Annotated in this window: 22 protein-coding genes; 11 read left to right on the plus strand and 11 right to left on the minus strand. The window is 64.6% G+C overall.

Going from position 1 to position 25,329, the window contains the following annotated elements; translation table 11 throughout:
* The 4 genes from PNI01S_RS24980 to PNI01S_RS24995 all read right to left on the minus strand — a co-directional run.
* The coding region (locus PNI01S_RS24980) for an Ig-like domain-containing protein (protein ID WP_143514271.1) at positions 1–1,794 on the minus strand (1,794 nt) is incomplete at its 3' end.
* Positions 1,795–2,307: 513 nt separating this feature from the next.
* Complete coding sequence (gene gloA, locus PNI01S_RS24985; RefSeq protein WP_024765405.1) at positions 2,308–2,700, minus strand: lactoylglutathione lyase; 393 nt, start codon at positions 2,698–2,700, stop codon at positions 2,308–2,310.
* Between the two features lie 95 nt (positions 2,701–2,795).
* Entirely contained in the window at positions 2,796–4,013 is a 1,218-nt protein-coding gene (locus PNI01S_RS24990) for an argininosuccinate synthase (RefSeq protein ID WP_024765404.1), read from the minus strand.
* Between the two features lie 133 nt (positions 4,014–4,146).
* Positions 4,147–5,154, minus strand: a complete 1,008-nt coding sequence (locus PNI01S_RS24995) for a flagellar protein MotY (RefSeq protein WP_024765403.1) — start codon at positions 5,152–5,154, stop codon at positions 4,147–4,149.
* Between the two features lie 138 nt (positions 5,155–5,292).
* Between PNI01S_RS24995 and pyrC the strand changes: the two genes are divergently transcribed.
* The 4 genes from pyrC to bfrB all read left to right on the plus strand — a co-directional run bounded on the left by pyrC (position 5,293) and on the right by bfrB (position 8,289).
* On the plus strand, positions 5,293–6,339 hold the full coding sequence (gene pyrC, locus PNI01S_RS25000; protein ID WP_084359622.1) for a dihydroorotase: 1,047 nt from the start codon (positions 5,293–5,295) through the stop codon (positions 6,337–6,339).
* Positions 6,336–7,016, plus strand: coding sequence for a ribonuclease T (gene rnt, locus PNI01S_RS25005; protein WP_024765402.1), 681 nt, complete (start codon positions 6,336–6,338; stop codon positions 7,014–7,016). The genes pyrC and rnt overlap by 4 nt, the downstream gene beginning before the upstream one ends.
* 363 nt (positions 7,017–7,379) lie before the next feature.
* On the plus strand, positions 7,380–7,595 hold the full coding sequence (locus tag PNI01S_RS25010; protein WP_084359623.1) for a bacterioferritin-associated ferredoxin: 216 nt from the start codon (positions 7,380–7,382) through the stop codon (positions 7,593–7,595).
* Between the two features lie 217 nt (positions 7,596–7,812).
* Complete coding sequence (gene bfrB / locus PNI01S_RS25015) at positions 7,813–8,289, plus strand: bacterioferritin BfrB (RefSeq protein ID WP_024765400.1); 477 nt, start codon at positions 7,813–7,815, stop codon at positions 8,287–8,289.
* 48 nt (positions 8,290–8,337) lie between these two features.
* Here bfrB and PNI01S_RS25020 read toward each other — a convergent pair whose 3' ends face one another.
* From PNI01S_RS25020 to PNI01S_RS25030, 3 genes are all read right to left on the minus strand, one after another.
* Entirely contained in the window at positions 8,338–9,501 is a 1,164-nt protein-coding gene (locus PNI01S_RS25020; RefSeq protein WP_024765399.1) for an MFS transporter, read from the minus strand.
* A gap of 64 nt (positions 9,502–9,565) precedes the next feature.
* Positions 9,566–9,892, minus strand: coding sequence for a Grx4 family monothiol glutaredoxin (grxD, locus tag PNI01S_RS25025; RefSeq protein ID WP_024765398.1), 327 nt, complete (start codon positions 9,890–9,892; stop codon positions 9,566–9,568).
* 135 nt (positions 9,893–10,027) lie between these two features.
* The gene (locus PNI01S_RS25030; RefSeq protein WP_084359624.1) at positions 10,028–12,121 is read right to left on the minus strand and encodes a molybdopterin oxidoreductase family protein; all 2,094 of its coding nucleotides are present in this window, start codon (positions 12,119–12,121) and stop codon (positions 10,028–10,030) included.
* Between the two features lie 313 nt (positions 12,122–12,434).
* Between PNI01S_RS25030 and argF the strand changes: the two genes are divergently transcribed.
* Positions 12,435–13,352, plus strand: a complete 918-nt coding sequence (gene argF, locus PNI01S_RS25035) for an ornithine carbamoyltransferase (protein ID WP_024765396.1) — start codon at positions 12,435–12,437, stop codon at positions 13,350–13,352.
* A 20-nt stretch (positions 13,353–13,372) separates the two neighbouring features.
* Complete coding sequence (locus PNI01S_RS25040) at positions 13,373–14,434, plus strand: ABC transporter ATP-binding protein (protein ID WP_084359625.1); 1,062 nt, start codon at positions 13,373–13,375, stop codon at positions 14,432–14,434.
* Here the strand turns inward: PNI01S_RS25040 and PNI01S_RS25045 are convergent.
* The 3 genes from PNI01S_RS25045 to ybaK form a co-directional block, all read right to left on the minus strand.
* Entirely contained in the window at positions 14,431–15,375 is a 945-nt protein-coding gene (locus PNI01S_RS25045) for an electron transfer flavoprotein subunit alpha/FixB family protein (protein WP_084359626.1), read from the minus strand. The genes PNI01S_RS25040 and PNI01S_RS25045 overlap by 4 nt on opposite strands.
* 95 nt (positions 15,376–15,470) lie before the next feature.
* Entirely contained in the window at positions 15,471–16,256 is a 786-nt protein-coding gene (locus PNI01S_RS25050) for a PhzF family phenazine biosynthesis protein (RefSeq protein WP_024765393.1), read from the minus strand.
* A gap of 84 nt (positions 16,257–16,340) precedes the next feature.
* Positions 16,341–16,811 carry a Cys-tRNA(Pro) deacylase gene (gene ybaK / locus PNI01S_RS25055; protein WP_024765392.1) on the minus strand — a complete coding sequence of 157 codons (471 nt, stop codon included), beginning with the start codon at positions 16,809–16,811 and terminating at the stop codon, positions 16,341–16,343.
* Between the two features lie 172 nt (positions 16,812–16,983).
* On the opposite strand from ybaK, the gene glpK reads away from it, so the two are divergent.
* The 5 genes from glpK (at position 16,984) to PNI01S_RS25080 (ending at position 24,161) form a co-directional block, all read left to right on the plus strand.
* Positions 16,984–18,498 (plus strand): glycerol kinase GlpK, encoded by a 1,515-nt coding sequence (glpK, locus tag PNI01S_RS25060; protein ID WP_084359668.1) that lies wholly within the window; start codon positions 16,984–16,986, stop codon positions 18,496–18,498.
* A 181-nt stretch (positions 18,499–18,679) separates the two neighbouring features.
* The gene (locus PNI01S_RS25065) at positions 18,680–19,435 is read left to right on the plus strand and encodes a DeoR/GlpR family transcriptional regulator (protein WP_084359627.1); all 756 of its coding nucleotides are present in this window, start codon (positions 18,680–18,682) and stop codon (positions 19,433–19,435) included.
* Positions 19,436–19,577: 142 nt separating this feature from the next.
* Positions 19,578–21,119 (plus strand): glycerol-3-phosphate dehydrogenase, encoded by a 1,542-nt coding sequence (gene glpD, locus PNI01S_RS25070; RefSeq protein WP_024765389.1) that lies wholly within the window; start codon positions 19,578–19,580, stop codon positions 21,117–21,119.
* Positions 21,120–21,239: 120 nt separating this feature from the next.
* On the plus strand, positions 21,240–23,723 hold the full coding sequence (locus PNI01S_RS25075) for an autotransporter family protein (RefSeq protein WP_084359628.1): 2,484 nt from the start codon (positions 21,240–21,242) through the stop codon (positions 23,721–23,723).
* A 111-nt stretch (positions 23,724–23,834) separates the two neighbouring features.
* On the plus strand, positions 23,835–24,161 hold the full coding sequence (locus PNI01S_RS25080) for a GlpM family protein (protein ID WP_164488295.1): 327 nt from the start codon (positions 23,835–23,837) through the stop codon (positions 24,159–24,161).
* A gap of 1 nt (position 24,162) precedes the next feature.
* Here PNI01S_RS25080 and PNI01S_RS25085 read toward each other — a convergent pair whose 3' ends face one another.
* On the minus strand, positions 24,163–25,248 hold the full coding sequence (locus tag PNI01S_RS25085) for a helix-turn-helix domain-containing protein (RefSeq protein ID WP_024765386.1): 1,086 nt from the start codon (positions 25,246–25,248) through the stop codon (positions 24,163–24,165).
* Positions 25,249–25,329: the final 81 nt, after the last annotated feature.

A 25,329-nucleotide genomic window follows, 5' to 3' on the forward strand; every position in this document is an offset into this window, starting at 1 on the left:
GGCACTGCCGCTCACGGTCAGGCCGCCATCGGCATTGGCCACGACATTCACGCTCGGTGCCTCCGGAGCCGTGGTGTCGCTGTAGTTCTCGGTCACCGAGGCGCCGGTGTTGCCGGCTTCGTCGGTGGCGTTGACGCTGACTTCGCCGGTGGGTTGGTTCTCCGGCGAGGTGATGCTGAAGCTGCCGTCTTCACCCACGACAACGGAACCGGTGCTGCCATCGGGATAGGTGACGGTGACGGTGCTGCCCGGCTCGGCGGTGCCGCCGACAGTCAGGCTGCCGTCTTCGTTGGTAACGATCGGGCCCAGCACCGGTGCGTCAGGCGCGGTGCTGTCGGTGAAGGTATCGGTGGATGCGGGGCCGGTATTGCCGTCCAGGTCGGTGGCCGCCGCGCTGACGTCACCATTGGGTTGCGGACGAGCGGAAGTCACCGAGAAGGCCCCAGCCGCGTCAGCGACCGTGGTGCCCGTGGAGCCGTCCGGGAAAGTCACCGTGACGGTGCAGCCAGGCTCGGCAGTGCCGCAAACGGTGACAGAGCCATCGTCCAGCGTAACCAGCGGATCGAGCAGCGGCGCGTCCGGCGGGGTGCTATCGACGTATGCCAGGCTGCCGGGCTCACCGGTATTGCCATAGACGTCGGTGGCGGTGGCACTGACTTCGCCACTGGCCTGCGGCACATGGGTGGTGATGCTGTACTGGCCGTTGCCGTCCGCCATGACATTGCCCACCGAGCCATCCGGGAAGGTAACGGTGACGATGCTGCCGACCTCGGCACTGCCACTGATGGTGAGGCCGCCGTCGGCATTTTCCGTGACGCCGATACTCGGTGCCGCGGGCGGCGTGACATCGACGTAAGGCAACTGGGTGCCCGGGCTGGTGTTGCCGGCCTCATCGGTAGCACTGGCGGTCAGGCTGCCCGAGGGCTGGTCGGGCGGCGATGTCAGGCTGTAGCCGCCATCCTCGCCGACGACGACGCTGCCGGTGCTGCCATCGGGATAGGTGACGGTCACGGTGCTGCCGGGCTCGGCGCTGCCGCTCACGGTCACACTGCCGTCGGCATTGGTGATCACTTCAGTGCTGGGGGCGCTCGGCGCCGTGGTGTCGGTGTAGTTGACGTGGGCGTCGCTGCTGTTGCCCTTGCCATCCTCGACGTGGATATCCACGCCACCACTGGTCTGCGGCGCGGAAGTGGAAGCCTGGTAGTGTCCGTCGGCATCGGCTACCACCGTGGTGCTGGAGCCATCCGGGAAGGTTACGGTTACGCTCGCACCGGGACTGGTGGAGCCACTGACAACCAGACCACCGGCCTCGCCTGCCTGCAGGTCTGCAGTGGGAGCCTTGAGCCCGCTGCCACCGTGATGGCCACCACCGCCGCCACCACTGGACGCAGCAACGCCGCCGGCAACCAGCGCCAGACCGCCCAATACCCAAGGCAGCGCACCCTGGTCGCCGCCCTCGGTCACCAGCAGCGACTCGACCGAGTCGACCTCGCTGTAGCTGGCGAAGGCGGAGCCCTCTTGATTGACCTCGGCGACCCAGTAGTGGCCGTCACCGCTGTCGAGCAGCAGATCGCTGTTCGGCTGACCGGGAGCCCCGAAGAACCCGTGGATAACGATGGTTTCGCCATCCAGGGTCTTGATCACCAGGGCGTTACCCTCGCGGGTCATGCTGACGACCTGCTCCTTGCTCAAGGCCAGCTTCACGACCGAAGGCGCGCGGAGAGTCAGGTCAGCCTGATTGACCTGAGTGGTCGCGTGGGTAGCCTTGTCGATTACAACGATTGTTTTAGCCATGATGGGCCTCGGAACTCGGCAGTCGTGGGAATGCCAGCGGTGGCTCCGCGGCCATTCCCGGTCACAAGGGCGCCCGCAAGCCGACAGGCTTGCAGGCCTTCTTCAACCACGGGGCTCGGTGACGCATCGCAGCGACCGGCAAGCGAAAGCCGGCGGGGGAAGGAAAGCGATTGATTATTGGAATTGGACGTCGAGGAACCGAAGGTGCTGCCGGCCAGCCTGCAGGGCGGCGTCACGGAGCAACCCGTGGATACTGGTCGAAGTATCCGTAGCAGCGATCTTCGCTGACATCAGATGATTCCTAATCCCTAGGCACCCGGCGTAGCCTCCGCAAAGGTGCTGGGCGATACCTGCGTCGGGCATTGCACCCGACCATCGAGGACATTCAGGAGGATGACCTGCGAACTTTAAGTCGCCCCGTGCCGGCACTAGCGCCCTTCCTCGCCAACGGCTCGACTCCCACTGCCAGAAAAGAAAAACCCCGCTCGGGGCGGGGTTTCTGACGGGCGCAGGTCAGTCCTTGCGCTGCGGCGACAGCAGCTCGATCTTGTAGCCGTCCGGGTCTTCGACGAAGGCCAGAATGCTGGAGCCATGCTTCATCGGACCCGGCTCGCGGGTGATCTTGCCGCCGCGCGAGCGGATATCCTCGCAGGCCTTGTAGACATCAGCCACTTCCAGGGCGATGTGGCCATAGCCGGTGCCCAGCTCATACTTGTCCACGCCCCAGTTATAGGTCAGCTCGATGACGCTGTTGTCGTCCTCGTTACCGTAGCCGACGAAGGCCAGGGTGAACTGGCCGTCCGGGTAATCCTTGCGGCGCAGCAGGGTCATGCCCAGGACTTCGGTATAGAAGGCGATGGATTTATCCATGTCGCCGACGCGCAGCATGGTGTGCAGCAGTCTCATCGGTTCTTTCCTCATCAGGTGCCCGGAGTGCGGGCTCATAAACACAAACCCCGGCTCGTGGCCGGGGTCTGCTTGTCACGGGAGACGCCAGCTTATCAGAACAGCTTGCGGCCCTTGTTCGCGGCAATACGCATGCGCAGCGCGTTGAGCTTGATGAAGCCCGCGGCATCGGCCTGGTTGTAGGCGCCGCCGTCTTCCTCGAAGGTCGCGATGTTGGCATCGAACAGCGAGTCGTCGGACTTGCGGCCAACCACGATGACGTTGCCCTTGTACAGCTTCAGGCGCACGACGCCGTTCACATGTTCCTGGGAGGCATCGATCATCTGCTGGAGCATCTCGCGCTCCGGGCTCCACCAGTAGCCGGTGTAGATCAGCTTGGCGTAGCGCGGCATCAGCTCGTCCTTCAGGTGAGCGACTTCGCGGTCCAGGGTGATCGACTCGATGGCACGGTGCGCCTTGAGCATGATGGTGCCGCCGGGGGTCTCGTAGCAGCCGCGGGACTTCATGCCGACGTAGCGGTTCTCGACGATGTCGAGACGGCCGATGCCGTTGGCGCCGCCGATGCGGTTCAGCTCGGTGAGTACCTGCGCCGGGCTCATGTCCTTGCCGTCGATGGCAACGATGTCGCCCTTGCGGTAGGTCAGCTCGATGTAGGTAGCGGTGTCGGGGGCCTTCTCCGGGGAGACGGTCCACTTCCACATGTCCTCTTCGTGCTCGGTCCAGGTGTCTTCCAGCACGCCGCCTTCATAGGAGATGTGCAGCAGGTTGGCATCCATGGAGTAAGGCGATTTCTTCTTGCCGTGGCGCTCGATCGGGATGTTGTGGGTTTCGGCGTAGTCCATCAGCTTCTCGCGGGACAGCAGGTCCCACTCGCGCCAGGGAGCGATGACCTTGACGCCCGGCTTCAGCGCGTAGGCGCCCAGCTCGAAGCGAACCTGGTCGTTGCCCTTGCCGGTGGCGCCATGGGAGATGGCGTCAGCGCCGGTGGCGTTGGCGATCTCGATCAGGCGCTTGGCGATCAGCGGACGAGCGATGGACGTACCCAGCAGGTACTCGCCTTCGTAGACGGTGTTGGCACGGAACATCGGGTAGACGAAGTCGCGGACGAACTCTTCTCGCAGGTCCTCGATGAAGATCTCTTTCACGCCCATCTGCTTGGCCTTGGCGCGGGCCGGCTCGACCTCCTCGCCCTGCCCCAGGTCAGCGGTAAAGGTCACTACTTCGCAGTTATAGGTATCCTGCAGCCACTTCAGAATCACGGAGGTGTCCAGGCCACCGGAATACGCCAGGACTACCTTCTTCACGTCCGCCATGCCACTCAACTCCACGGGGGTTGTCACGAAAGGGACCGATTCTACTGCCCGCCCAGGATAATTTACAGAGGGGCGACAGCTTTTGACGACAAAGCGACAAATACTATCGTCGGTGCGACCCGCCGCCGCAGGTTCAACCCTTGGGTGCGGCGGGGGACGTGGCGGCGTTCGCGGCCGGCGTCGAGGGCGCGCCTTGGGTCGGGGCATTGGCAGCCGGCGCGGGCGTGGAGGGAGCGGATGCGGCAGGCGCCACGGGCGCCTCGGCGGGTGCGCCCGGAGCGTCTTCGGTTACCGCTTCGCGGGACAGATTGACCGTCACCCGGCGGTTCTTCGCGCGGTTGGCAGCGGAATTGTTCTTAACCAATGGATAGCGCTCGCCGTAGAAACGCACGGTGATCTGCGACTCGGCTACGCCGTTGGCCTTGAGGTAGTCCATCACCGCGATGGCGCGACGGCGCGACGCCTCGCGATTGGCCAGGCGGTTGCCGCTGTTGTCGGAATGCCCGTCCAGTTCGATGCGATTCACCGTCGGGTCAGCCTTCATATACTGCAGGATGATGTCCAGCTTGGCGCGCCCCAGCGGGTCGACCTCGGTGCCACCGTCCGGGAAGCCCACCTGGCTCTGGCGCACCTGGTCGAAATTGACCGGGAGCATCTTCGTCGAACATTCCTGGAACTGCGCATAGCCATCGGCGAAACGCGCGGGCAGCAAGCGCACCAGCAGATTCTCACCCGTACGGGTGCGATGACGGACTTCCGGGGTACGCCCTTCGAGCAATCCGCCGAGCAGGCGTCCGGCCTGTTGCTGGGTGCTGTTGAAGGGCACCTCCCCCGAACCCACGCTCACCGAGCCCAGGTTCAGGTCGCCCTGCCCTGGCCGCCACGGCGGCGCGGCGGCCAGCAGCGTTGCCGAGCCCGTGCCGAGCCAGCCCTGCTGGGATTTGAGGCGGAAGGTCGGTTGCTCCCCAGCGCGCCAGACGAATTCGCCCACGCCGAAGCCCCCCACGCTCTGCGACAACCGGCACTCGAACTGATCGCCCGCCACCGTCCACTGGGCGCTTTCCAGGCGCGGCTGGAACGTCAGCCCCCAGGCCGGCAGGCTGGCGCAAAGTGTGAGCAGGAGAAGGGAGGGCTGGCGCACGGTGGCATCCACACAGGCAAATGGGCGTCCCAGATTCTATCGGTCAGCCTCGGCAAAACTTGATAGCGAGTGCCGGCGGCGGCCTTTTCCGGTAGCATTTCACCCTCTTCCCGCTGCAACCGCACCCCTGGAATCCGCATGTCCGACCGCCTGACACTCCTGCGCCCCGACGACTGGCACATCCACCTGCGCGACGGCGCCGCACTCGCGCAAACCGTCGGCGATGCCGCCCGCACCTTCGGCCGCGCCATCATCATGCCGAACCTGGTCCCGCCGGTACGCAACGCCGCCGAAGCCGACGCCTACCGCCAGCGCATTCTGGCCGCCCGCCCGGCCGGCAGCCGCTTCGAGCCGCTGATGGTGCTCTACCTCACCGACCGCACCAGCGCCGAGGAAGTCCGCGCCGCCAAGGCCTCGGGCTTCGTACACGCCGCCAAGCTCTATCCGGCCGGCGCCACCACCAACTCCGATTCCGGTGTGACCAGCGTCGACAACATCTTCCATGTCCTCGAAGCCATGGCCGAAGTCGGCCTGCCGCTGCTGGTACACGGTGAAGTGACCCGCGCGGACGTCGACGTATTCGACCGCGAGAAACGCTTCATCGACGAACACCTGACCCGCGTGGTCGAGCGCTTCCCGACTCTCAAGGTAGTCTTCGAGCACATCACCACCGGCGATGCCGCCGCCTTCGTCATGGCCGCCCCGGCCAACGTCGGCGCCACCATCACCGCGCACCACCTGCTGTACAACCGCAACCACATGCTGGTTGGCGGCATCCGCCCGCACTTCTATTGCCTGCCGATCCTCAAGCGCAACACCCACCAGGAAGCCCTGCTGGATGCGGCCACCAGTGGCAGCCCGAAGTTCTTCCTCGGCACCGACTCGGCCCCCCACGCGCGCCACGCCAAGGAAGCCGCCTGTGGTTGCGCCGGCTGCTACACCGCCTACGCCGCCATCGAGCTGTACGCGGAAGCCTTCGAGCAACGCAATGCGCTGGACAAGCTGGAGGGCTTCGCCAGCCTGCACGGCCCGGACTTCTACGGCCTGCCGCGCAACAGCGACCGCATCACCCTGGTGCGTGAAGAATGGGAAGCGCCGGCGGCCCTGCCGTTCGGCGACTTCGATGTAGTCCCGCTGCGTGCCGGCGAGAAACTGCGCTGGCGCCTGCTGGAGACCGTGGCATGAGTGACGAGAACGAAATCTTCGAAGAAGAACTCGACGGTTCTTTCCCACCAGGTCCGCGCCACCCGATGGCACGTCGCTTCCGCGGCTACCTGCCGGTCGTGGTGGACGTCGAGACCGGCGGCTTCAACGCCGCCACCGACGCCCTGCTGGAAATCGCCGCCGTCACCATCGGCATGGACGAAAGCGGCTACCTGTTCCCCGAGCACACCTACTTCTTCCGTGTGGAGCCCTTCGAAGGCGCCAACATCGAGCAGGCCGCGCTGGAGTTCACCGGCATCAAGCTGGACCACCCGCTGCGCATGGCCGTGCCGGAAGAACAGGCTCTGACCGAGATCTTCCGTGGCATCCGCAAGTCGCTGAAATCCAACGGCTGCAAGCGGGCGATCCTGGTCGGCCACAACAGCAGCTTCGACCTGGGCTTCCTCAACGCAGCGGTGAACCGCAGCGGCGTGAAGCGCAACCCATTCCATCCCTTCTCCAGCTTCGACACTGCGACCCTCGCAGGCCTCGCCTACGGCCAGACCGTCCTGGCGAAAGCCTGCCAGACCGCCGGCATCGAGTTCGACAACCGCGAAGCGCACTCGGCGCGCTACGACACCGAGAAGACCGCCGAGCTGTTCTGCGGCATCGTCAACCGCTGGAAGGAGTTCGGTGGCTGGATGGAAGACGATCACTGATCGGCTTCAACGCTCCATGAAAAAGCCCCGCACTGGCGGGGCTTTTTCATGGAGCCTGCATCAGCACCCCGCCTTACCTGCAGGAGCGAGCTTGCTCTCGCGAACCCCAGCGCCTTCGGATGCCTGACAGGCGGGATTGGCGCCATAGCTGCCCCTGTTCGCGAGCAAGCTCGCTCCTGCAAAAAACATATCGCTCCCGGTGCCTATGCGCGCAGCCCGCAATCCACGCGGGTTAGACGCTAAGTCATTGAACCCAATGACCATTTGTCAGACATCCCGGATGCGTACTCGAGAACTTTTGACAATCATTCTCATTATTATTAGTATCGCTTCCAACAACCCCACAGCGACTGTAGTGCAACCATGTACGTCTGCCTCTGCCAAGGTGTCACCGATACTCAGATCCGCGATGCGATCTACGATGGTGCTTGCAACTATCGCGAGGTGCGCGAGTGCACCGGCGTCGGCACCCAATGCGGAAAGTGCGCGTGCCTGGCCAAACAGGTCGTTCGCGATACGCTCGGCGAACTTCAAAGCGTCCAGAGCATGAACTACAACCTGGCCTACGCGGCGAGCTGAAAGATACCGCTGATCCGTTCAGCAGGAATTCCGAAGAAACCGGGCACTGGCCCGGTTTTTTTATGTCTGAAATTCAGGGATTTAGCGCCGGGATGCGGAATGAAAACATTCGCATTCATATTCCTTTTTATAACAAATTCAAGCACTTATGTTTGACATATGGTTATAAGGGGGCGAGAATTTCAATCTCTCCCACTCCACACGGCAGGACCCCGGCATGAAAGGCGACAAGAAAGTCATCCAGCATCTGAACAAGATCCTCGGCAACGAGCTGATCGCCATCAACCAGTACTTCCTGCACTCGCGCATGTGGAACGACTGGGGCCTGAAGCGCCTCGGCGCGCACGAGTACCACGAGTCCATCGATGAGATGAAGCACGCCGACAAGCTCATCGAACGCATCCTGTTCCTCGAAGGCCTGCCCAACCTGCAGGACCTGGGCAAGCTGCTGATCGGCGAGAACACCCAGGAAATGCTGCAGTGCGACCTGAACCTGGAGCTCAAGGCCACCAAGGACCTGCGCGACGCCATCGTGCATTGCGAAAGCGTGCATGACTACGTCAGCCGCGACCTGCTCAAGGACATCCTCGAGTCCGAGGAAGAGCACATCGACTACCTGGAAACCCAGCTCGGCCTGATCCAGAAAGTCGGTCTGGAAAACTACCTGCAGTCGCACATGCACGAAGACGACTGATCAGGAACAAGGCACCGGCGCGGTTGTGGACGCCGGTGCCCTTCCCTTCTAGCCGTTCGCCTTCGGCGGACGCCGCACCAGCCCGGCCTTGAATACCAGGCCAGCGCACAGCCCGATCACCACCAGCAGCGACAGGCGCAGCCCCACGTGCTCGGCGAGGAAGCCGATCAACGGCGGGCCCAGCAACAAGCCGCCATAGCCGAACGACGCCACTGCGGCCACGCCGCGCGAAGGCTCGACCCCCGGCCGGTTGCCTGCCGCGCCGATCAGGATCGGCACCACCACCGACAACCCCGCGCCCACGAGGGCGAAACCGGCAATCGCGCCGGAAATCCACGGGCTGAACAGCGCCAGCAGCATCCCCGCGATGGCCAGTAGCGCCAGGTTGCGTACCAGCGCCTCGTCGGCGAAGCGCACGCGCAGGCGGTCACCGAACAGACGCCCCAGCACCATGGTCGCGGAGAACGCCGCGAAGCCCAGTGCTGCCACTCGCTCCGACGCTCCCATGACCTGGTGCAGCAACAGGGCGCCCCAGTCGGCGACCGCGCCTTCGGAAACGAACGCGCACAGCGTCAGCACCCCAAGACCTATCAGTGCCGGTGGCGGCAGGCGCCAGCCACGTTGGGCTGGCGCCTCCTCCTCCGTGGGCTCCGGGCGCCCTTCGAACAGATGACGGGCGAAGAACGGCAGGATCGCCACCGCGATGACTGCCAGCAGGGTGAAGTGCCAGACAGGCGCCATGCCGGCAAAGATCGCCGCGCCGATGGCGCCGGTGAGTCCGCCCAGGCTGTACATGCCATGCAGGCTGGAGATGCACGGCCGGCCGAGGCGCCGCTCCACTTCCACCGCCTGGGTGTTCATGGCCACGTCCATGGTGGCGAAGGTCAGGCCAACCAGCAGCAGCCCCGCTGCCAGGTACCAGACGTTAGGCGCCAGCCCGAGCAATGGGAAGCAAGCCATCAGCGCCAACCCGGAAACCACCGTGATCGCCCGGCTGCCATAACGCCGTACCAATGCCCCGGCGAAAACGAATGCCAGCAGCGCGCCCACTCCGGCGCCCAGCAACGCCTGGCCCAGTTGCTGCTCGTCCACGCCGGTCATGTTCTTCAGCGCCGGCACCCGGCCCATCAGGCTGCCATGCACCATGCCGCCCATGGCGAAGCAATAGCCACACGCCCAGCGTGCGGCGTTGGCCCGTGATTGTTCACTCATCCTTTATCTCTTCCCAAAAACAAAGCCCCGCCAAGGCGGGGCTTTGTGCGACAGCACGAAAGACTCAGGCGTTGGCCTTGCCTACGGCGTCCTTGATCAGCGGTTGCAGCTCACCCTTTTCGAACATCTCGGCCAGGATGTCGCTGCCACCGACCAGCTCGCCACCGACCCACAGTTGCGGGAAGGTCGGCCAGTTGGCGTACTTGGGCAGGTTGGCGCGGATTTCCGGATTCTGCAGGATGTCGACGTAGGCGAACTTCTCGCCACAAGCCATCAGGACCTGGGCGGCGCGGGACGAGAAACCGCACTGCGGAGCATTCGGCGAACCCTTCATGTACAGCAGGACAGGGTTGTTGGCGATCTGCTCTTTGATGGTATCGATGATATCCATGAACTTCCTCGGCTGAACTATCAGATACTGATCCGGCAGCCGCCTCCTCGGATGGCGATGGCCGGCACGGTACCGCGCATTGTACTGCAAAGCCGAGCGCTACGCTCGGCTTTGCAGATGCCTTGCGACAGCCTGTCAGGCCGCCTCGACCTCCACTGGCACACCGTTCAGCGCGGTGTTTCCGGAGAGCGCATCCAGATGTCGCTCGTCGGTGAGGTCATTGGCACTGGCGCCGCCCTGCTCGCGAGCAATCGACAGCTGCACGCCCGGCCGTGCGTGCCCCCAGCCGTGGGGCAGGCTGACGACCCCGGCCATGACTTCGTCGCTGGCCGCCACCTCGATCTCGATACTGCCGACCCGCGAGCGCACACGTACCTTCTGCCCGTCCACCAGCCCGCGCGAGGCGAGGTCCTGCGGGTGCATGAGCAGTTGGTGCCGCGGCTTGCCCTTCACCAGGCGGTGATAGTTGTGCATCCAGGAGTTGTTGCTGCGCACATGGCGGCGACCGATCAGCAGCAGCTGGTCAATGGCCGGCGACTGGGTATCGGCGAAGCGACGCAGGTCATTGAGGAAGATTTCCGGCGCCGCCTCGATGCTGCGGCTGGCCGTCTTCAGCCGCGGCGCCAGGTTCGGCTGCAACGGCCCCAGGTCCAGCCCATGGGGGTGTTCGCGCAGCCGCGCCAGGTTGAGCTTGTGCTCGCTGGCATCGCCATAAGGGCCGAAGCGCAGGCCCATCTCGATCATCTGTTCCGGCGCCATAGTCGGTTTCAGCTCGGTGCCGCTGCGTGCCGCATAAGCCTTGGCCAGACCGACGAAGATTTCCCAGTCGTGCAATGCGCCCTCGGGTTTCGGCAGGATCGCCTCGTTGAAGCGGGTGACATTGCGCACCGCGAAGACATTGAAGGTGGTGTCGTAATGATCGTGCTCCAGTGGCGCGGTGGGCGGCAGGATCAGGTCGGCGTAGCGCGTGGTTTCGTTGATATAGAGGTCCACGCTGAGCATGAACTCCAGGCCGTCCAGCGCCTGTTCCAGGCGTCGGCCATTGGGCGTGGACAGCACCGGGTTGCCCGCCACTGTCACCAGCGCACGCACCTGCCCTTCGCCTTCGGTGAGCATCTCTTCGGCCAGCGCTGCCACCGGCAATTCGCCGCCATATTCCGGCAGGCCGGACACACGGCTCTGCCAGCGGTTGAACGCGCCACCCGCCGTGGTCGCCACCAGGTCCACCGCCGGCGTGGTGCACAGGGTCCCGCCGACGCGGTCGAGGTTGCCGGTGACCAGGTTGATCAATTGCACCAACCACTGACAGAGGCTTCCGAAAACCTGGGTGGAAACGCCCATACGCCCGTAGCAGACGGCCTTGTCGGCGGCGGCGAAATCCCGCGCCAACTGGCGGATGGCGTCGGCCGGCACGCCGCAGCGAACGGCCATGGATTCGACCTTGAAGGGCGCCAGCGCCTCACGCACCGCGCCCAGGCCGTTGACCGGCAACGAGGATTCGCGGGTCAGACCTTCGCTGAGCAGCGTGTCGAGGATGCCCAGCAACAGCGCGGCATCTTCGCCGGGGCGCACGAACAGGTGCTGGTCCGCAATCGCCGCCGTCTCGGTGCGACGCGGGTCGACCACCACCAGCTTGCCGCCGCGCGCCTTCACGGCCTTCAGACGTTTCTCCACGTCCGGCACGGTCATGATGCTGCCGTTGGACGCCAGCGGGTTGCCGCCCAGGATCAGCATGAAGTCGGTGTGGTCGATGTCCGGAATCGGGATCAGCAGGCCATGGCCGAACATCTGCTGGCTGACCAGATGATGCGGCAGTTGGTCCACCGAGGTCGCCGAGTAGCGGTTGCGGGTCTTCAACTGGCCGAGGAAATAGTTGCTGTGGGTCATCAACCCGTAGTTGTGCACGCTCGGATTGCCCTGGTACACCGCCACGGCGTTGCTACCGTGGCGCTCGCGGATTTCCGCCAGGCGCGTGGCCACCAGCTCGAAGGCCTCGTCCCAGCCGATCGGCTGCCACTCGTTGCCGACACGGCGCACCGGCTGGCGCAGGCGGTCCGGGTCGTTCTGGATATCCTGCAGCGCCACCGCCTTGGGGCAGATGTGGCCACGGCTGAAGCTGTCCTGGGCGTCACCCTTGATGGACAGAATGCGCTCGTCCTCGGTCTCGATGGTCAGGCCGCAGATGGCCTCGCACAGATGGCACGCACGGTGGTGGAGGGTCTTGCTCATGGCTCGCCTCGTTATTGTTGTCGCCGGCGCTCATGGAGCCGGTCGCGGGGTCGCAAGCACTATGAATCCAGTCCCGGCGAAGCACCACCAGCTTCCGTCGGGTGAATTGCGCGGCATCAGGAACGACCATGGTCAAGCCCCGCCCGACGGGCCTTCCGGGTGAAACTTGCGTAGATCCGTCATTTCCTTATAGGATCGCGCCTTCCCCCATTTTCCGCTCCATGCGGTCCCGCCGCAGGTTCAGCCCGTTTTTTCTCACGAAAGCCGGTCGGTACCTCGGCCTGATTCTGAGAATAAGTAGTAGGTACGAACCATGAGCGCACGTCACTTCCTCTCGATGCTGGATTACACGACCGACGAACTGCTCGGTCTGATCCGCCGTGCCACCGAGCTGAAGGACCTGCGCGACCGAGGTGTGCTCTACGAACCGCTGAAGAACCGCGTGCTGGGCATGATCTTCGAGAAGGCCTCGACCCGGACGCGAATCTCCTTCGAAGCCGGGATGATCCAGCTCGGCGGCCAGGCCATCTTCCTCTCCCCGCGCGATACCCAGCTGGGCCGTGGCGAGCCGATCGCCGACGCCGCGCGGGTGATGTCGCGGATGGTCGATGCCGTGATGATCCGCACCTTCGCCCACAGCAACCTGATCGAGTTCGCCGAGAACTCCCGCGTGCCGGTGATCAACGGCCTGTCGGACGACCTGCATCCGTGCCAGTTGCTGGCCGACATGCAGACCTTCCATGAGCACCGCGGCAGCATCGCCGGCAAGACCGTGGCCTGGATCGGCGACGGCAACAACATGTGCAACAGCTACATCGAGGCGGCGATCCGCTTCGACTTCCAACTGAATGTGGCCTGCCCGGAAGGCTACGAGCCCAACGCTGCTCTGATGGAGCAGGCCGGCGAGCGCGTGAAGATCTTCCGTGACCCGCGCGAAGCGGTCGCCGGCGCACATCTGGTGAGCACCGACGTCTGGGCTTCCATGGGCCAGGAGGACGAAGCAACCGCGCGCCTGCGCCTGTTCCAGCCATATCAGGTAACACGTGCGCTGCTCGATGGCGCGGCGGCGGATGTACTATTCATGCACTGCCTGCCGGCCCACCGTGGCGAAGAGATCAGCGAAGACCTGCTGGACGACGCGCGCTCCGTGGCCTGGGACCAGGCGGAAAACCGTCTCCACGCCCAGAAAGCCCTGCTCGAACTGCTGGTCGAGCACGCGCATTACGCCTGAGCCCTCCTGTTTCGAGCCCGATGACCAAACCGCTGCTGCTCACCCTCGACGACCTTTCCTGTGGCTATGAACAGCAGCGTGTGGTGCAAGGCGTCAGACTGCACCTGAACGCCGGCGACATCGGCTGCCTGCTCGGCCCCTCGGGCTGCGGCAAGACCACCACCCTGCGCGCCATCGCCGGTTTCGAGCCGGTGCAGGGCGGGCGTATCGAACTGGGCGGCGAAGTGATTTCCCGCCCCGGCTTCACCCTGTCGCCGGAGAAGCGCCGGATCGGCATGGTATTCCAGGACTACGCGCTGTTCCCGCACCTGTCGGTGGCGGATAACGTCGCCTTCGGCATCCGCAAGCACCCCGAGCGCGAGCGCATCGTCGGTGAGCTGCTGGAGCTGGTGAAGCTCGACGGCCTCGGCCAGCGTTTCCCCCATGAGCTTTCCGGCGGCCAACAACAGCGCGTGGCCCTGGCCCGTGCACTGGCCCCGCAGCCGCAACTGCTGCTGCTCGACGAACCCTTCTCCAATCTCGACGTGGAGCTGCGCCGCCAGCTCAGCCATGAGGTGCGCGACATCCTCAAGGCGCGTGGCACCAGTGCGATTCTGGTCACCCACGACCAGGAAGAAGCCTTCGCCGTCAGCGATCATGTCGGTGTGTTCCGCAACGGCCTGCTGGAGCAGTGGGATACGCCATTCAATCTCTACCACGAGCCGCAGACGCCCTTCGTCGCCAGCTTCGTCGGCCAGGGCTATTTCATTCGTGGACAGATGTGCGGGACCGATGCGGTGCAGACCGAGCTGGGCCTGCTGCGCGGCAACCGCGCCTACTGCCTGCCCGACGGCTGCGCGGTGGATGTATTGCTGCGCCCGGATGACCTGGTGCCGGCCGCCGATGGCGCGCTGAAGGCGCGCATCGTCGGCAAGTCGTTCCTCGGTGCGGCTACCCTGTATCGCCTGCAATTGCCCACCGGCACCCAGCTGGAATCGCTGTTCCCCAGCCATGCCGACCACCAGCCGGGCGATGAAGTGGGCATCGGCGTCGCCGCCGAGCATCTGGTGCTGTTCCCGGCGCAGGGCAGCGTGGCGCTCTAGGCGAGCGCCTTCTCCAGTTCAGGCAACAACTCGAACAGGTCGCCCTGCAAGCCATAGTCGGCGATCTCGAAGATCGGCGCGTCCGGATCGAGATTGATCGCCGCGATGACCTTGGCGTCCTTCATGCCCGCCACGTGCTGCACGGCCCCTGAGATCCCCACGGCGAGATAAAGCTCCGGCGCGACGATGCGCCCGGACTGGCCAATCTGCAATTCCGCCGGGGCAAAGCCGGCATCTACCGCTGCCAGTGACGCACCCACGGCGCCGTGCAGCCGGTCCGCCAGCGGATAGAGCGCGGCGAAGCCTTCTTCGGTTTGCAGCCCACGCCCGCCGGCGACTATGACCTTCGCCGACTCCAGCGCAGGGCGCTCGAAGTCCGGGTGTTCCTCGCCCTGCCACTGCGACAGACCGAGATCGCCCGCACCGCCGATACGCTCCAGTTCGGCATTGCCGCCGGCCAGTGCCAGCGGATCGAAAGCGGTTGGGCGAATGCCCAGCACGATCGATGGCCCCTCGCAGCGCACCGTGGCGATGGCATTGCCGGCGTAGATCGGGCGCTGGAAGGTCTGTTCGTCGATGACGGCGATGACGTCGGAGACCGCGTCCACATCCAGCAAGGCTGCGATGCGCGGCAGGCAATCGCGGCCCACGGCGGTGGCCGGCGCGAGGATGTGGCGGTAACGCGGAGCCAGTTGCACCACCAGTGCCGAGAGGTTTTCCGCCAGCAGGTGGTCGTAGGCGGGATCGCCTGCCAGCAGGACGCGATCAACGCCCTCGACACCACAAGCCTGCGTCGCCAGTTCCTCGAGGCCACTGCCCGCAAGCAGCAGATGAACTTCGCCGCCGATCTGCCGGGCGGCGGCCAGAGCGTTCAGGGTAGCGGGCGCCAGGACGGCGGAGTCGTCGGTAACGTGATAGTCAGCGATGAGCAGAAGGGCCATGGGCCTGCCTCCAGGTCGGTGAGCCGCGCCGAACGGGCGCGGTTTCCAGTGAAGGCCAGCCTACGCCGGGGAGCGCAAAGCCCCCCGGTCACAGATCAAACAACCAGCAGACGACCGCTGGCGACCAGACGTGCGTAGCCGGCGATGCTGACGCGCTCGCCTTCCAGGCGGCACCACAGCTCGCCGCCGCGTGCGGAGGCCTGGAAGGCGCGCATCTGCAGCTTGTTCAGGCGACGCGACCAGTAGGGGATTAGCACGCAGTGGGCGGCGCCGGTCACCGGGTCCTCGTTGAGGCCGATGGCCGGGGCGAAGAAGCGCGAAACGAAGTCATAGCCGTCGCTGCGCGCGGTGACGATCACACCCAGGTACGGCAGGCGCGCGAGAGCAGCGAAATCGGGCTGGCAGTCGCGCACCGCCTGTTCCGACTCCAGCAGCACCAGCAGGTGGTTGGCGGTGTTCAGTGCGTCCACCACGTCGACGCCCAGCGCATTCTGCAACTCCACCGTAGAGCCGGATTCGCTCGGCGGCTGCGCCGGGAAGTTCAGTGCCAGCCGGCCTTCCTCACGAGTCACACGCAGCGGACCGGACAGGGAGTTCAGCTCCAGCACTTCGCCCGGCTCGTCGAACACTTCGAACAGCACGTGGGCGCTGGCCAGGGTGGCGTGGCCGCACAGCGGCACCTCGGCGGTCGGGGTGAACCAGCGGATGCGCCAGCCGGCCGGCTCCCTCACCAGGAAGGCGGTCTCAGACAGGTTGTGCTCGGCGGCGATCTGCTGCATCAGTTCGTCGCTCAACCAGGCATCGAGGCGGTACACCATGGCCGGGTTGCCGGCGAACGGGCGATCAGTGAAAGCGTCTACCTGGTGAAAATCGAGCAGCATGGCAGTCTCCTGAAAAGTGATGTCCGAGCATGACAGAAGCCGATGAACGACGAACCGTACAGAAGCGAGCAGACAGTCGTTCGCTCAACCCCGACCGATGGGGGCGAAGGCCGCCGATGTCAGCCCGGCCAGCGTCTCGGCGCTCAACTCCACTTCCAGCCCACGGCGGCCGGCGCTGACGTGGATGGTGGGGAACCCCCGGGCGGATTCGTCGATGAAGGTGCGCAAGCGTTTCTTCTGCCCCAGAGGGCTGATGCCGCCGACCAGGTAGCCGGTGGCGCGTTGCGCGGCGTTCGGGTCGGCCATGTCGGCCTTCTTCACGCCCGCCGCATGGGCCAGCGCCTTGAGATCCAACGTGCCCACCACGGGCACCACCGCCACCAGCAACTCGCCCTTCTCGCTGGCCGCCAGCAGGGTCTTGAACACCCGCGCAGGGTCGAGGTTGAGTTTCTCGGCGGCCTCCAGGCCATAGGATGGCGCCTTCGGGTCGTGCTCATAGCTCAGCACGTGGTGTTCGGCGCGGTTCTTCTTCAGCAGGTCGATGGCGGGGGTCATGATCGGCGGGCTTCTCGCAAGCGGCTTTCCAGCGCATAACAGTAAGCCAAGGCGTGCTGCACTGCACGGTGTTCGCTTCACCGGCGCGGACGAATCCCGTATGGTCTGCGCCATTCACCTTCCGGCCCGCGTGGCCGGGACTGCCGAACGGAATCCGCACAAGGCCGCCGCCATGACGAACCTTACGAACAAGAAATACGTCGTCGCCCTCGACCAGGGCACCACCAGCTCGCGCGCCATCATCTTCGACCATGACGCCAACGTGGTCAGCGTGGCCCAGCGCGAGTTCGCGCAGATCTACCCGCAGCCGGGCTGGGTCGAGCACGACCCGATGGAAATCTGGGCGACCCAGAGCTCGACCCTGGTCGAGGCGCTCGCCCAGGCCAACATCAGCGTTGCCGAGGTGGCGGCCATCGGCATCACCAACCAGCGCGAAACCACCCTGGTGTGGGACAAGGCCAGCGGCCGGCCGATCCACAATGCCATCGTCTGGCAATGCCGGCGCAGCGCGGCCATCTGCGAGCAGCTCAAGCGCGATGGCCTGGAACAGCACATCCGCGATACCACGGGGCTGGTCATCGACCCCTACTTCTCCGGCACCAAGCTCAAGTGGATCCTCGACAACGTCGAAGGCGCCCGGGAACGTGCGCAGCGCGGCGAGTTGCTGTTCGGCACCATCGACAGCTGGCTGATCTGGAAGCTCACCGAAGGCGAGGTGCACGTCACCGACTACACCAATGCCTCGCGCACCCTGATGTTCGATATCCACACGCTTGACTGGGACGAGCGCCTGCTCGCCGCGCTGGATGTGCCGCGCGCCATGCTGCCGCAGGTACGCGCATCTTCCGAAGTCTACGGCCACGCCAAGGTCGGCGGCCTCGGGGTGCACCGCACGCCCATCGCCGGGATCGCCGGCGACCAGCAGGCCGCACTGTTCGGCCAGATGTGCGTGGAACCGGGTCAGGCGAAGAACACCTACGGCACCGGCTGCTTCCTGTTGATGAACACCGGCGACAAGGCGGTGAAGTCCACCCACGGCCTGCTCACCACCATCGCCTGCGGCCCGCGTGGCGAAGTCGCCTATGCGCTGGAGGGCGCAGTGTTCAACGGCGGCTCTACCGTGCAGTGGCTGCGCGACGAACTGAAGGTGATCAACGATGCCCACGACTCCGAGTACTTCGCCACCAAGGTGAAGGACAGCAACGGCGTCTACCTGGTCCCCGCCTTCACCGGCCTCGGCGCGCCCTACTGGGACCCGTATGCCCGCGGCGCCCTGTTCGGCCTGACCCGCGGAGTGAAGGCCGATCACCTGATCCGCGCCACCCTGGAATCCATCGCCTACCAGACCCGCGACGTGCTCGACGCCATGCAGCAGGACGCCGGCGAACCGCTGCGCGCGCTGCGCGTGGACGGTGGCGCGGTAGCCAACAACTTCCTCATGCAGTTCCAGGCCGACATCCTCGGCACTCCGGTGGAGCGCCCACAGATGCGCGAGACCACCGCCCTCGGCGCCGCCGTGCTGGCGGGCCTGGCCTGTGGCTTCTGGGGCGACCTCGCAGAGCTGAAGAGCAAGGCAGTGATCGAGCGGGTATTCCAGCCGGCCTGCGACGAAGCCGAGCGCGCGCGGCTATACAAGGGCTGGCAAAAAGCCGTCGAACGCACCCGTGGCTGGGCAGCGGAAGACTGATTGCTCTGCTGTAGGACCGAGGGGGACGCCCAGTCCTTGTTCGCGAACCGCTTGATTCCACAGAACCCGGCGGGGTCCGTGAGCAATAACGATGGCGTCCCCCTCGCTCCTACAAGTCCATGACAGCGTCGGCTCAGTGCGGCATCCTTGCCCTCCCGGCCCGTCCGCACGAGCGAACCGCATGAACCTGCCACCCCGCCAGCAGAACATCCTCGACCTGGTCCGCGAACGCGGCTACCTGAGCATCGAAGAGCTCGCCCAGCAGTTCGCCGTCACGCCGCAGACCATCCGCCGCGACATCAACCAACTGGCCGAGCAGAACCTGCTGCGCCGCTACCACGGTGGCGCGGCCTGGGATTCGAGCATCGAGAACACCGCCTACAACACCCGCGCCGACCAGATGCGCGACGAGAAGCAGCGCATCGCCGATGTCATCGCCGCGCACATCCCGGACAACGCCTCGCTGTTCATCAACATCGGCACCACCACCGAAGCCATCGCCCGTGCCCTGCTCGGCCACCGGAACCTGAAGGTCATCAGCAACAACCTGCACGTCGCCAGCATCCTCGCCGGCAAGGACGATTTCGAAGTACTGATCGCCGGCGGCACGGTGCGCAGCGACGGCGGTGTGGTCGGGCAGGCGGCAGTGGATTTCATCGAGCAATTTCGCGTCGACTTCGCCGTGGTGGGCATCAGCGGCATCGACGAAGACGGTAGCCTGCTGGACTTCGACTACCAGGAAGTGCGCGTCTCCCGCGCCATCATCGATAACGCGCGGCAGGTATTCCTCGCCGCCGACTCCAGCAAGTTCGGCCGCAACGCCATGGTGCGCCTGGGCCCGATCTCCCTGGTCAACCGGGTCTTCACCGACAGCCCGCCACCCGCCGCCGTAGCGCGCCTGATGAGCCAGCACAAGGTTCAGCTCGAGCTGGTCTGAGACTTCCCAGTCATTTCACTTTCGAACATTCAGACGAATACCTGCGCGAATTCGCGCCAAAGGCTGGTCATTTTTCGTTCACTGAACTAGGATATTTTCGAAAACGAACATAAAAGATTCACTTTCAACACCAGGCGGCCCCATGAATTCCACCCGCTCGCGCCACGCGCCCCTTGCCGAAGTCTATGACCTGGCCGTCGTCGGCGGCGGCATCAATGGCGCGGGGATCGCGGCGGACGCCGCCGGGCGCGGGATGTCGGTGTTCCTTTGCGAACAGCACGACCTCGCCGCCCACACCTCCTCCGCCAGCAGCAAGCTGATCCACGGCGGCCTGCGCTACCTGGAACACCACGAATTCCGCCTGGTCCGCGAAGCCCTCGCCGAGCGAGAGGTACTGCTGGCCAAGGCTCCGCACATCGTCCATCCGCTGCGCTTCGTGCTACCGCACCGCCCGCACCTGCGCCCGGCCTGGATGATCCGTGCCGGCCTGTTCCTCTACGACCACCTGGGCAAGCGCGAGAAGCTGCCGGCATCCCGTGGCGTACGCTTCGGCATCGACAGCCCGCTCAAGGCCGAGATCACCCGCGGATTCGAATATTCCGACTGCTCGGTGGACGACGCCCGACTGGTGGTACTCAACGCCATGGCCGCACGCGAGAACGGCGCGCATATCCACCCGCACACCCGCTGCGTCAGCGCGCGGCGCAGCAAGGGTTTGTGGCACCTGCACCTGGAACGCCGCGACGGCAGCCTCTACTCGATCCGCGCCCGCGCGCTGGTCAACGCCGCCGGCCCCTGGGTCGACCGCTTCCTGCGCGAGGAACTGCGCCAGAAACCGCCCTACGGCATCCGTCTGATCCAGGGCAGCCACCTGATCGTGCCGCGCCTTTACGACGGCGAGCACGCGTACATCCTGCAGAACGAGGATCGGCGCATCGTCTTCGCGATTCCCTACCTGCGCCAGTTCACCCTGATCGGCACCACCGACCGCGAATACCAGGGCGACCCGGCGCAGATCAGCATCAGCGAAGCCGAGACCGACTACCTGCTCAATGTGGTCAACGCGCATTTCAAGCGCCAGTTGAGCCGACAGGACATCCTGCGCAGCTTCTCCGGCGTGCGCCCGTTGTGCGACGACGAGTCCGACGATCCGTCCGCGGTCACCCGCGACTACACCCTGGCGCTGGACAACACCCCTGGCGAAGCGCCGCTGCTGTCGGTCTTCGGCGGCAAGCTGACTACTTACCGCAAGCTCGCCGAGGCCGCACTGGAGCAGTTGGCGCCGCACTTCGCCGGCGTGATGAAAGCGAGCTGGACCGCCAGTTCCCCGCTGCCCGGCGGCGAAGCCATGACCACCGTGGAAGACCTGGCCATCCAGCTCATGGAGCGCCTGCGCCAGCTCGACCCGGCCCTCGCCCGGCGCTGGGCCAGCACCTATGGCAGCCGCATCTGGAAGCTGCTCGACGGCGCGCACAACCTCAGCGAACTGGGCGAACACCTGGGCGCCGGGCTCTATGCGCGCGAAGTGGAATACCTGGTCCGCGAGGAATGGGCCCGCGACGCCGACGACATCCTCTGGCGCCGCACCAAGCTCGGGCTGTTTCTCAATGCTCAACAGCAACACCAACTGCAGCGCTATCTGACACCCGAAAGCCCTGCTCTGCCGAGTGCGTCTATTGCATAAGACGACGCCAACGATCACCCGTTAACTACAACGTTTTCGGACGCAACTGATATTTCCCCCACCTGAATCGCCGTAGCCTCCTGCCTTTTCCAGGGATAGCCCCAACAATCAGGAGGTTACATGTCGACCCGACACCGTCTCGCTATCGTTATTGCTTCAATCATGGCCGACCAGGCGTGCGCCGAGAGCCTTTCCGTCATCGGCAATCCGTTGCAGTTGGCAGATACCTATACCAATTCGATCGACCTGGTTGGCGAGGCTCACACCACCGAGCCGCTGCTCACCGCCTGGATATCTGCCACCGGCACCTTTCAGGGCGGTCTGAACAATCACGCCACAGTGACGGTGAGCGGCCCGACCGCCGGGACCATCAGTGGCAATGGCGCGCTCTACCTCCAGTCACGAAACAGCTCACCAGCCAGCATCCAGGGCGACTTCGTCCAGGCGGGATCGCTACAAGCCAGCAACATCGCCGATGCCACCGTCTATGTGGGGAAGGCCAACATCAGCGGCAAGTTCAGCAACCAGGGTACGATCAGCCAGAGCAACACGTTGGGCGCCCTCTCCCCCACCCTCGACAACTACAACCTGCTGATCGATCAGTCGACACTGGGAGGCGGCTTCGAAAACAGCGGAGTCATTCACTCCCAAGGGGATGATTTCCAGAACCTGGTCATCGAGAACAGCAAGCTCTACTCCTTCAGCAACAGCGGCACCATCAGCGCAGATGGCGCCCGCAGCGTCGCAATGCTGTTCGGCCAAGGCAACAAGCTCCTCAACACGGCAGACGATGTCCTCTACAACAGGGGCACCATCAGCGCCAAAGGCCAAGGCTCGATTGCCCTGAAAGTGGAATCAGGATTGGGGGTCGAGAACGCCGGCCTGATTCAGGCGGACGGTACTGCTGTCGATCTTTCCCAGACCAGCGTCTACTACACACAGGAGGATGGTCTGACCGCGGGAGGGCAGATCGCCCTGTTAGGCAACTTCTCGCCGGACTCAACAGCCAGCAGCGGCACTCTTGCGAGTTTCGATGGCGGTGCAGTGAAAGGCGATATCCGTAACATGTGGGTCACCGAGGTGGATGGCAACGTGGCCATGGACTCCGCGCTGATCCAGACCCGCTACCTCGAACTGGGCGGCGGCCGCCTGACACTGCTACGGCCCCACACCGTGCTGGAAGGCAACCTGGAGCTGATCGGCAGCGAAATGGAGCTGACGCTGAGCCGCGCCACCGAGCAGAACCGGCCGATTCTGAAGGTTACCGGCGAGGCGGAGGTGGATCCGGGCAGCAGAATTCTGCTCACACCCAAACCCAACGACTTCAGCACCCAGGGCGACCAGCGATATCAATTGATCAGCGCCAGCCGCTGGTACCAGTTGGGCCAGGAATCGGTAGAGGTTCCCATCTCCGCCAGTGAGCTGTCAGTCGCCAGTACTTCCGCGCTACTGACGGTCAATAGCCATGAGTTCGAAGGCAACACCCTGGTCGCCAACCTGCGAGCCATCACCGGCGAAGAGGCCGGCCAGATAGTCGCCGAGGAGGGCGCCAGCGTGGATGCGCAGACTGCCATTGGCGAGCTCTCCGGTCAGATAGACAAACTTCTGCCCACCGACCCAATCTTCGAGCAGATTGCAAACGCGGACGCCGGGCAGATCGCCAAGTTTGCCGAGTCACTCTATCCCGAGGTGAATGGAGGGGCCAATGCAGCGGCCATCTCCCAGCAGCGGCAAATGGAAAACGCCGTCCGCCAGCGTGGTATGGCATTGCGTCAACTCCCCGACAACCTTGATAAGGGTGGAGTCTGGGTTCAGGGGCTTGACGGCCACGGCAGCCAGGGCAGGCGCCAGGACATCACTGGCTTCGATATGAACGCGAGCGGCATTGCCGCAGGGGCGGACGCCGTCCTGGCCCCTGGCCTGATTGCCGGACTGGCATATGGCTACATGGACGGGAACGTCAAGAGCCACAACGGCAACAAGACCGACATCGACGGCAACGCACTAACACTCTATGGCAGCTACCAGCAGGGCGGGTACTTCGTCGACGCCAACCTCTCCTATGGCTGGAGCGAAAACCACAGCAAGCGTTACATCGCCGATACCCGCGCCAAGGGTAATTATCACGGAAAACTGGCCGGAATGAGCCTTCTGGCCGGGTATGATTTTGCCTTGGCCCACGGGCTAGTTCTTGAGCCGCGAGTGGGAGCGCGCTACAGCAATGTCCGACTGGACAACTACGACGAGAGTGGCTCCAGCGCGGCGCTTCACGTCAATAGCCAACGCTACGAGCGCGGCGAACTCGGCGCCGGCTTGCGAGTAGCTGGCGCGCTGCCTGCTGGGAAGGGCCAATTGGTACCGGAGGCGTCGCTCATGGCCTGGCACGACCTGATTGGTGACCGCACGTCCACCACCAGTAGCTTCCTGATCGGCGGAGGCGACTTCGAAACCACAGGTGTACGCCTGTCTCGCGATAGCTATGAAGCTGCCCTGGGGCTCGACTATCGCCTGGGTGCGGTGAGCCTGGGAGGTGGCTATCGCTACGAAGGCAGCAAAGACTTCAACGGCCGTAACCTGGAGGCGCGCCTGCGATATGACTTCTGAGGTCCGTTGACTTCCCAGCCACAGAACGAGATATCCACGCTGCCCCATGAGGCATACTACGCGACGCCACCGCCCCGGTGGCGTCGCCGCATAGAGAAAGACGTGGACCTGATCCTCAAGGCAGCCCTCGGCGCCGGCGTGGTGCTGATCCTCGCCGCGCTGTCGAAGACGCGCAATTACTACATCGCCGGCCTGGTGCCGCTGTTCCCCACCTTCGCCCTGATCGCCCACTACATCGTCGGCAAGAGCCGTTCGCTGGACGACCTGAAGACCACCGTCCTGTTCGGCATGTGGTCGATCATTCCCTACTTCGTCTACCTGGCCGCGCTCTACCTGATGGTGGATCGCATGCGCCTGGAGCTGTCGCTGGCGATGGCCGCGCTGGCCTGGCTGGTAGCAGCTTCGCTGCTGGTGTTCGTCTGGGTGCGCCTGCACTGAGTCAGGCGCGCGCCGCCAGCTGCGCTTCCAGTTCGCTGATTCGCGCCTGCAGGCGATCACGCTCGGCGCGTTCGGCACGGATGTCCTCGAACACGCTGATCAGGTGATCGGGCACCCCGTCCTGTGCGCGACGCTGCAGCGAGGTGCGCACGCGCACCCAGACATAGTCTCCGTCGCGGCGGCGCAAGCGTTTCTCGACCACGTAGCGATCGAAATGACCGGCCAGCAATTGACGCAGGAGCTCCAGGTTGGTCGCCAGGTCGTCGGGGTGGGTAATATCCTGGAAGGTGATGGCGTACAGCTCCTCGGGGCGATAACCGAGCAACTCGCAAAGGCTGCCATTCACCCGCTGCCAGCTGCCGTCCAGCCCAATGTAGGCCAGTGCGCCCCAGGTCAGCTCGAAGATCGCCCGGAAACGCTCCTCGCTGTTGCGCAGTCGTTCCTCGGTGGCCATGCGCTCGGTGTTGTCCATGCTGATGCCGACCATCTTCAGTGGTCGGCCGACGGCATCGTTGACCACCGTGGCGCGCGAGGCGATCCAGCGCAGGCTGCCGTCGGGCTGGAGAATGCGGAAATCGCACTCGCAGCCCTTGCCCTCGGCAGCAGCACGCTCATACATCGCCTGCATGGTGGCCACGTCCTCCGCCGGGAGGTGGCTCCAGAACGTCTGGTTGGAGCTGACATGCCAGCCGTAGACCGCTTCGACGTTCGGCGAATAGGTCACTTCGTCGCTGATCAGGTTCCATTCCCAGGTGACGATCCGCGCGCCCTCCTGGGCCAGCTTCATCCGCGTCTCGCTCTCCATGATCTCGGCGGTGTAGCGACGGCGCAGGTCGGTCATCGGCAGCTCGATCGGCTCGGCATCCTGCACGCTGCGCAGGGCTTCCTCGCCGTAGCGCAGCCAGAGCCAATTGACCTTGAGAAAGTCCGCCAGCCGACGCAGGTTGTCGTAGTCGATCTCGCCGCCCTTGGTCCACTTGTGCACCGCCGTGCGCGAAATACCCAGGGCCGAACCCACTGCCTGCAACGTCAGCTTGTGGTGTTCGAGCAGTTCCTTGAGACGGAAGGCGAAGCTGTTTTCCATCATGGGTAGCGCGGTTTCCTGGAGGTAATCGAGGACCGCAGTATACACAGCTGTAAACCGGTGGATGACAGCACTGGACGTGCA

Source organism: Pseudomonas nitroreducens NBRC 12694 (assembly GCF_002091755.1).
In the GTDB taxonomy this organism is placed as follows: Bacteria; Pseudomonadota; Gammaproteobacteria; order Pseudomonadales; family Pseudomonadaceae; genus Pseudomonas; species Pseudomonas nitroreducens.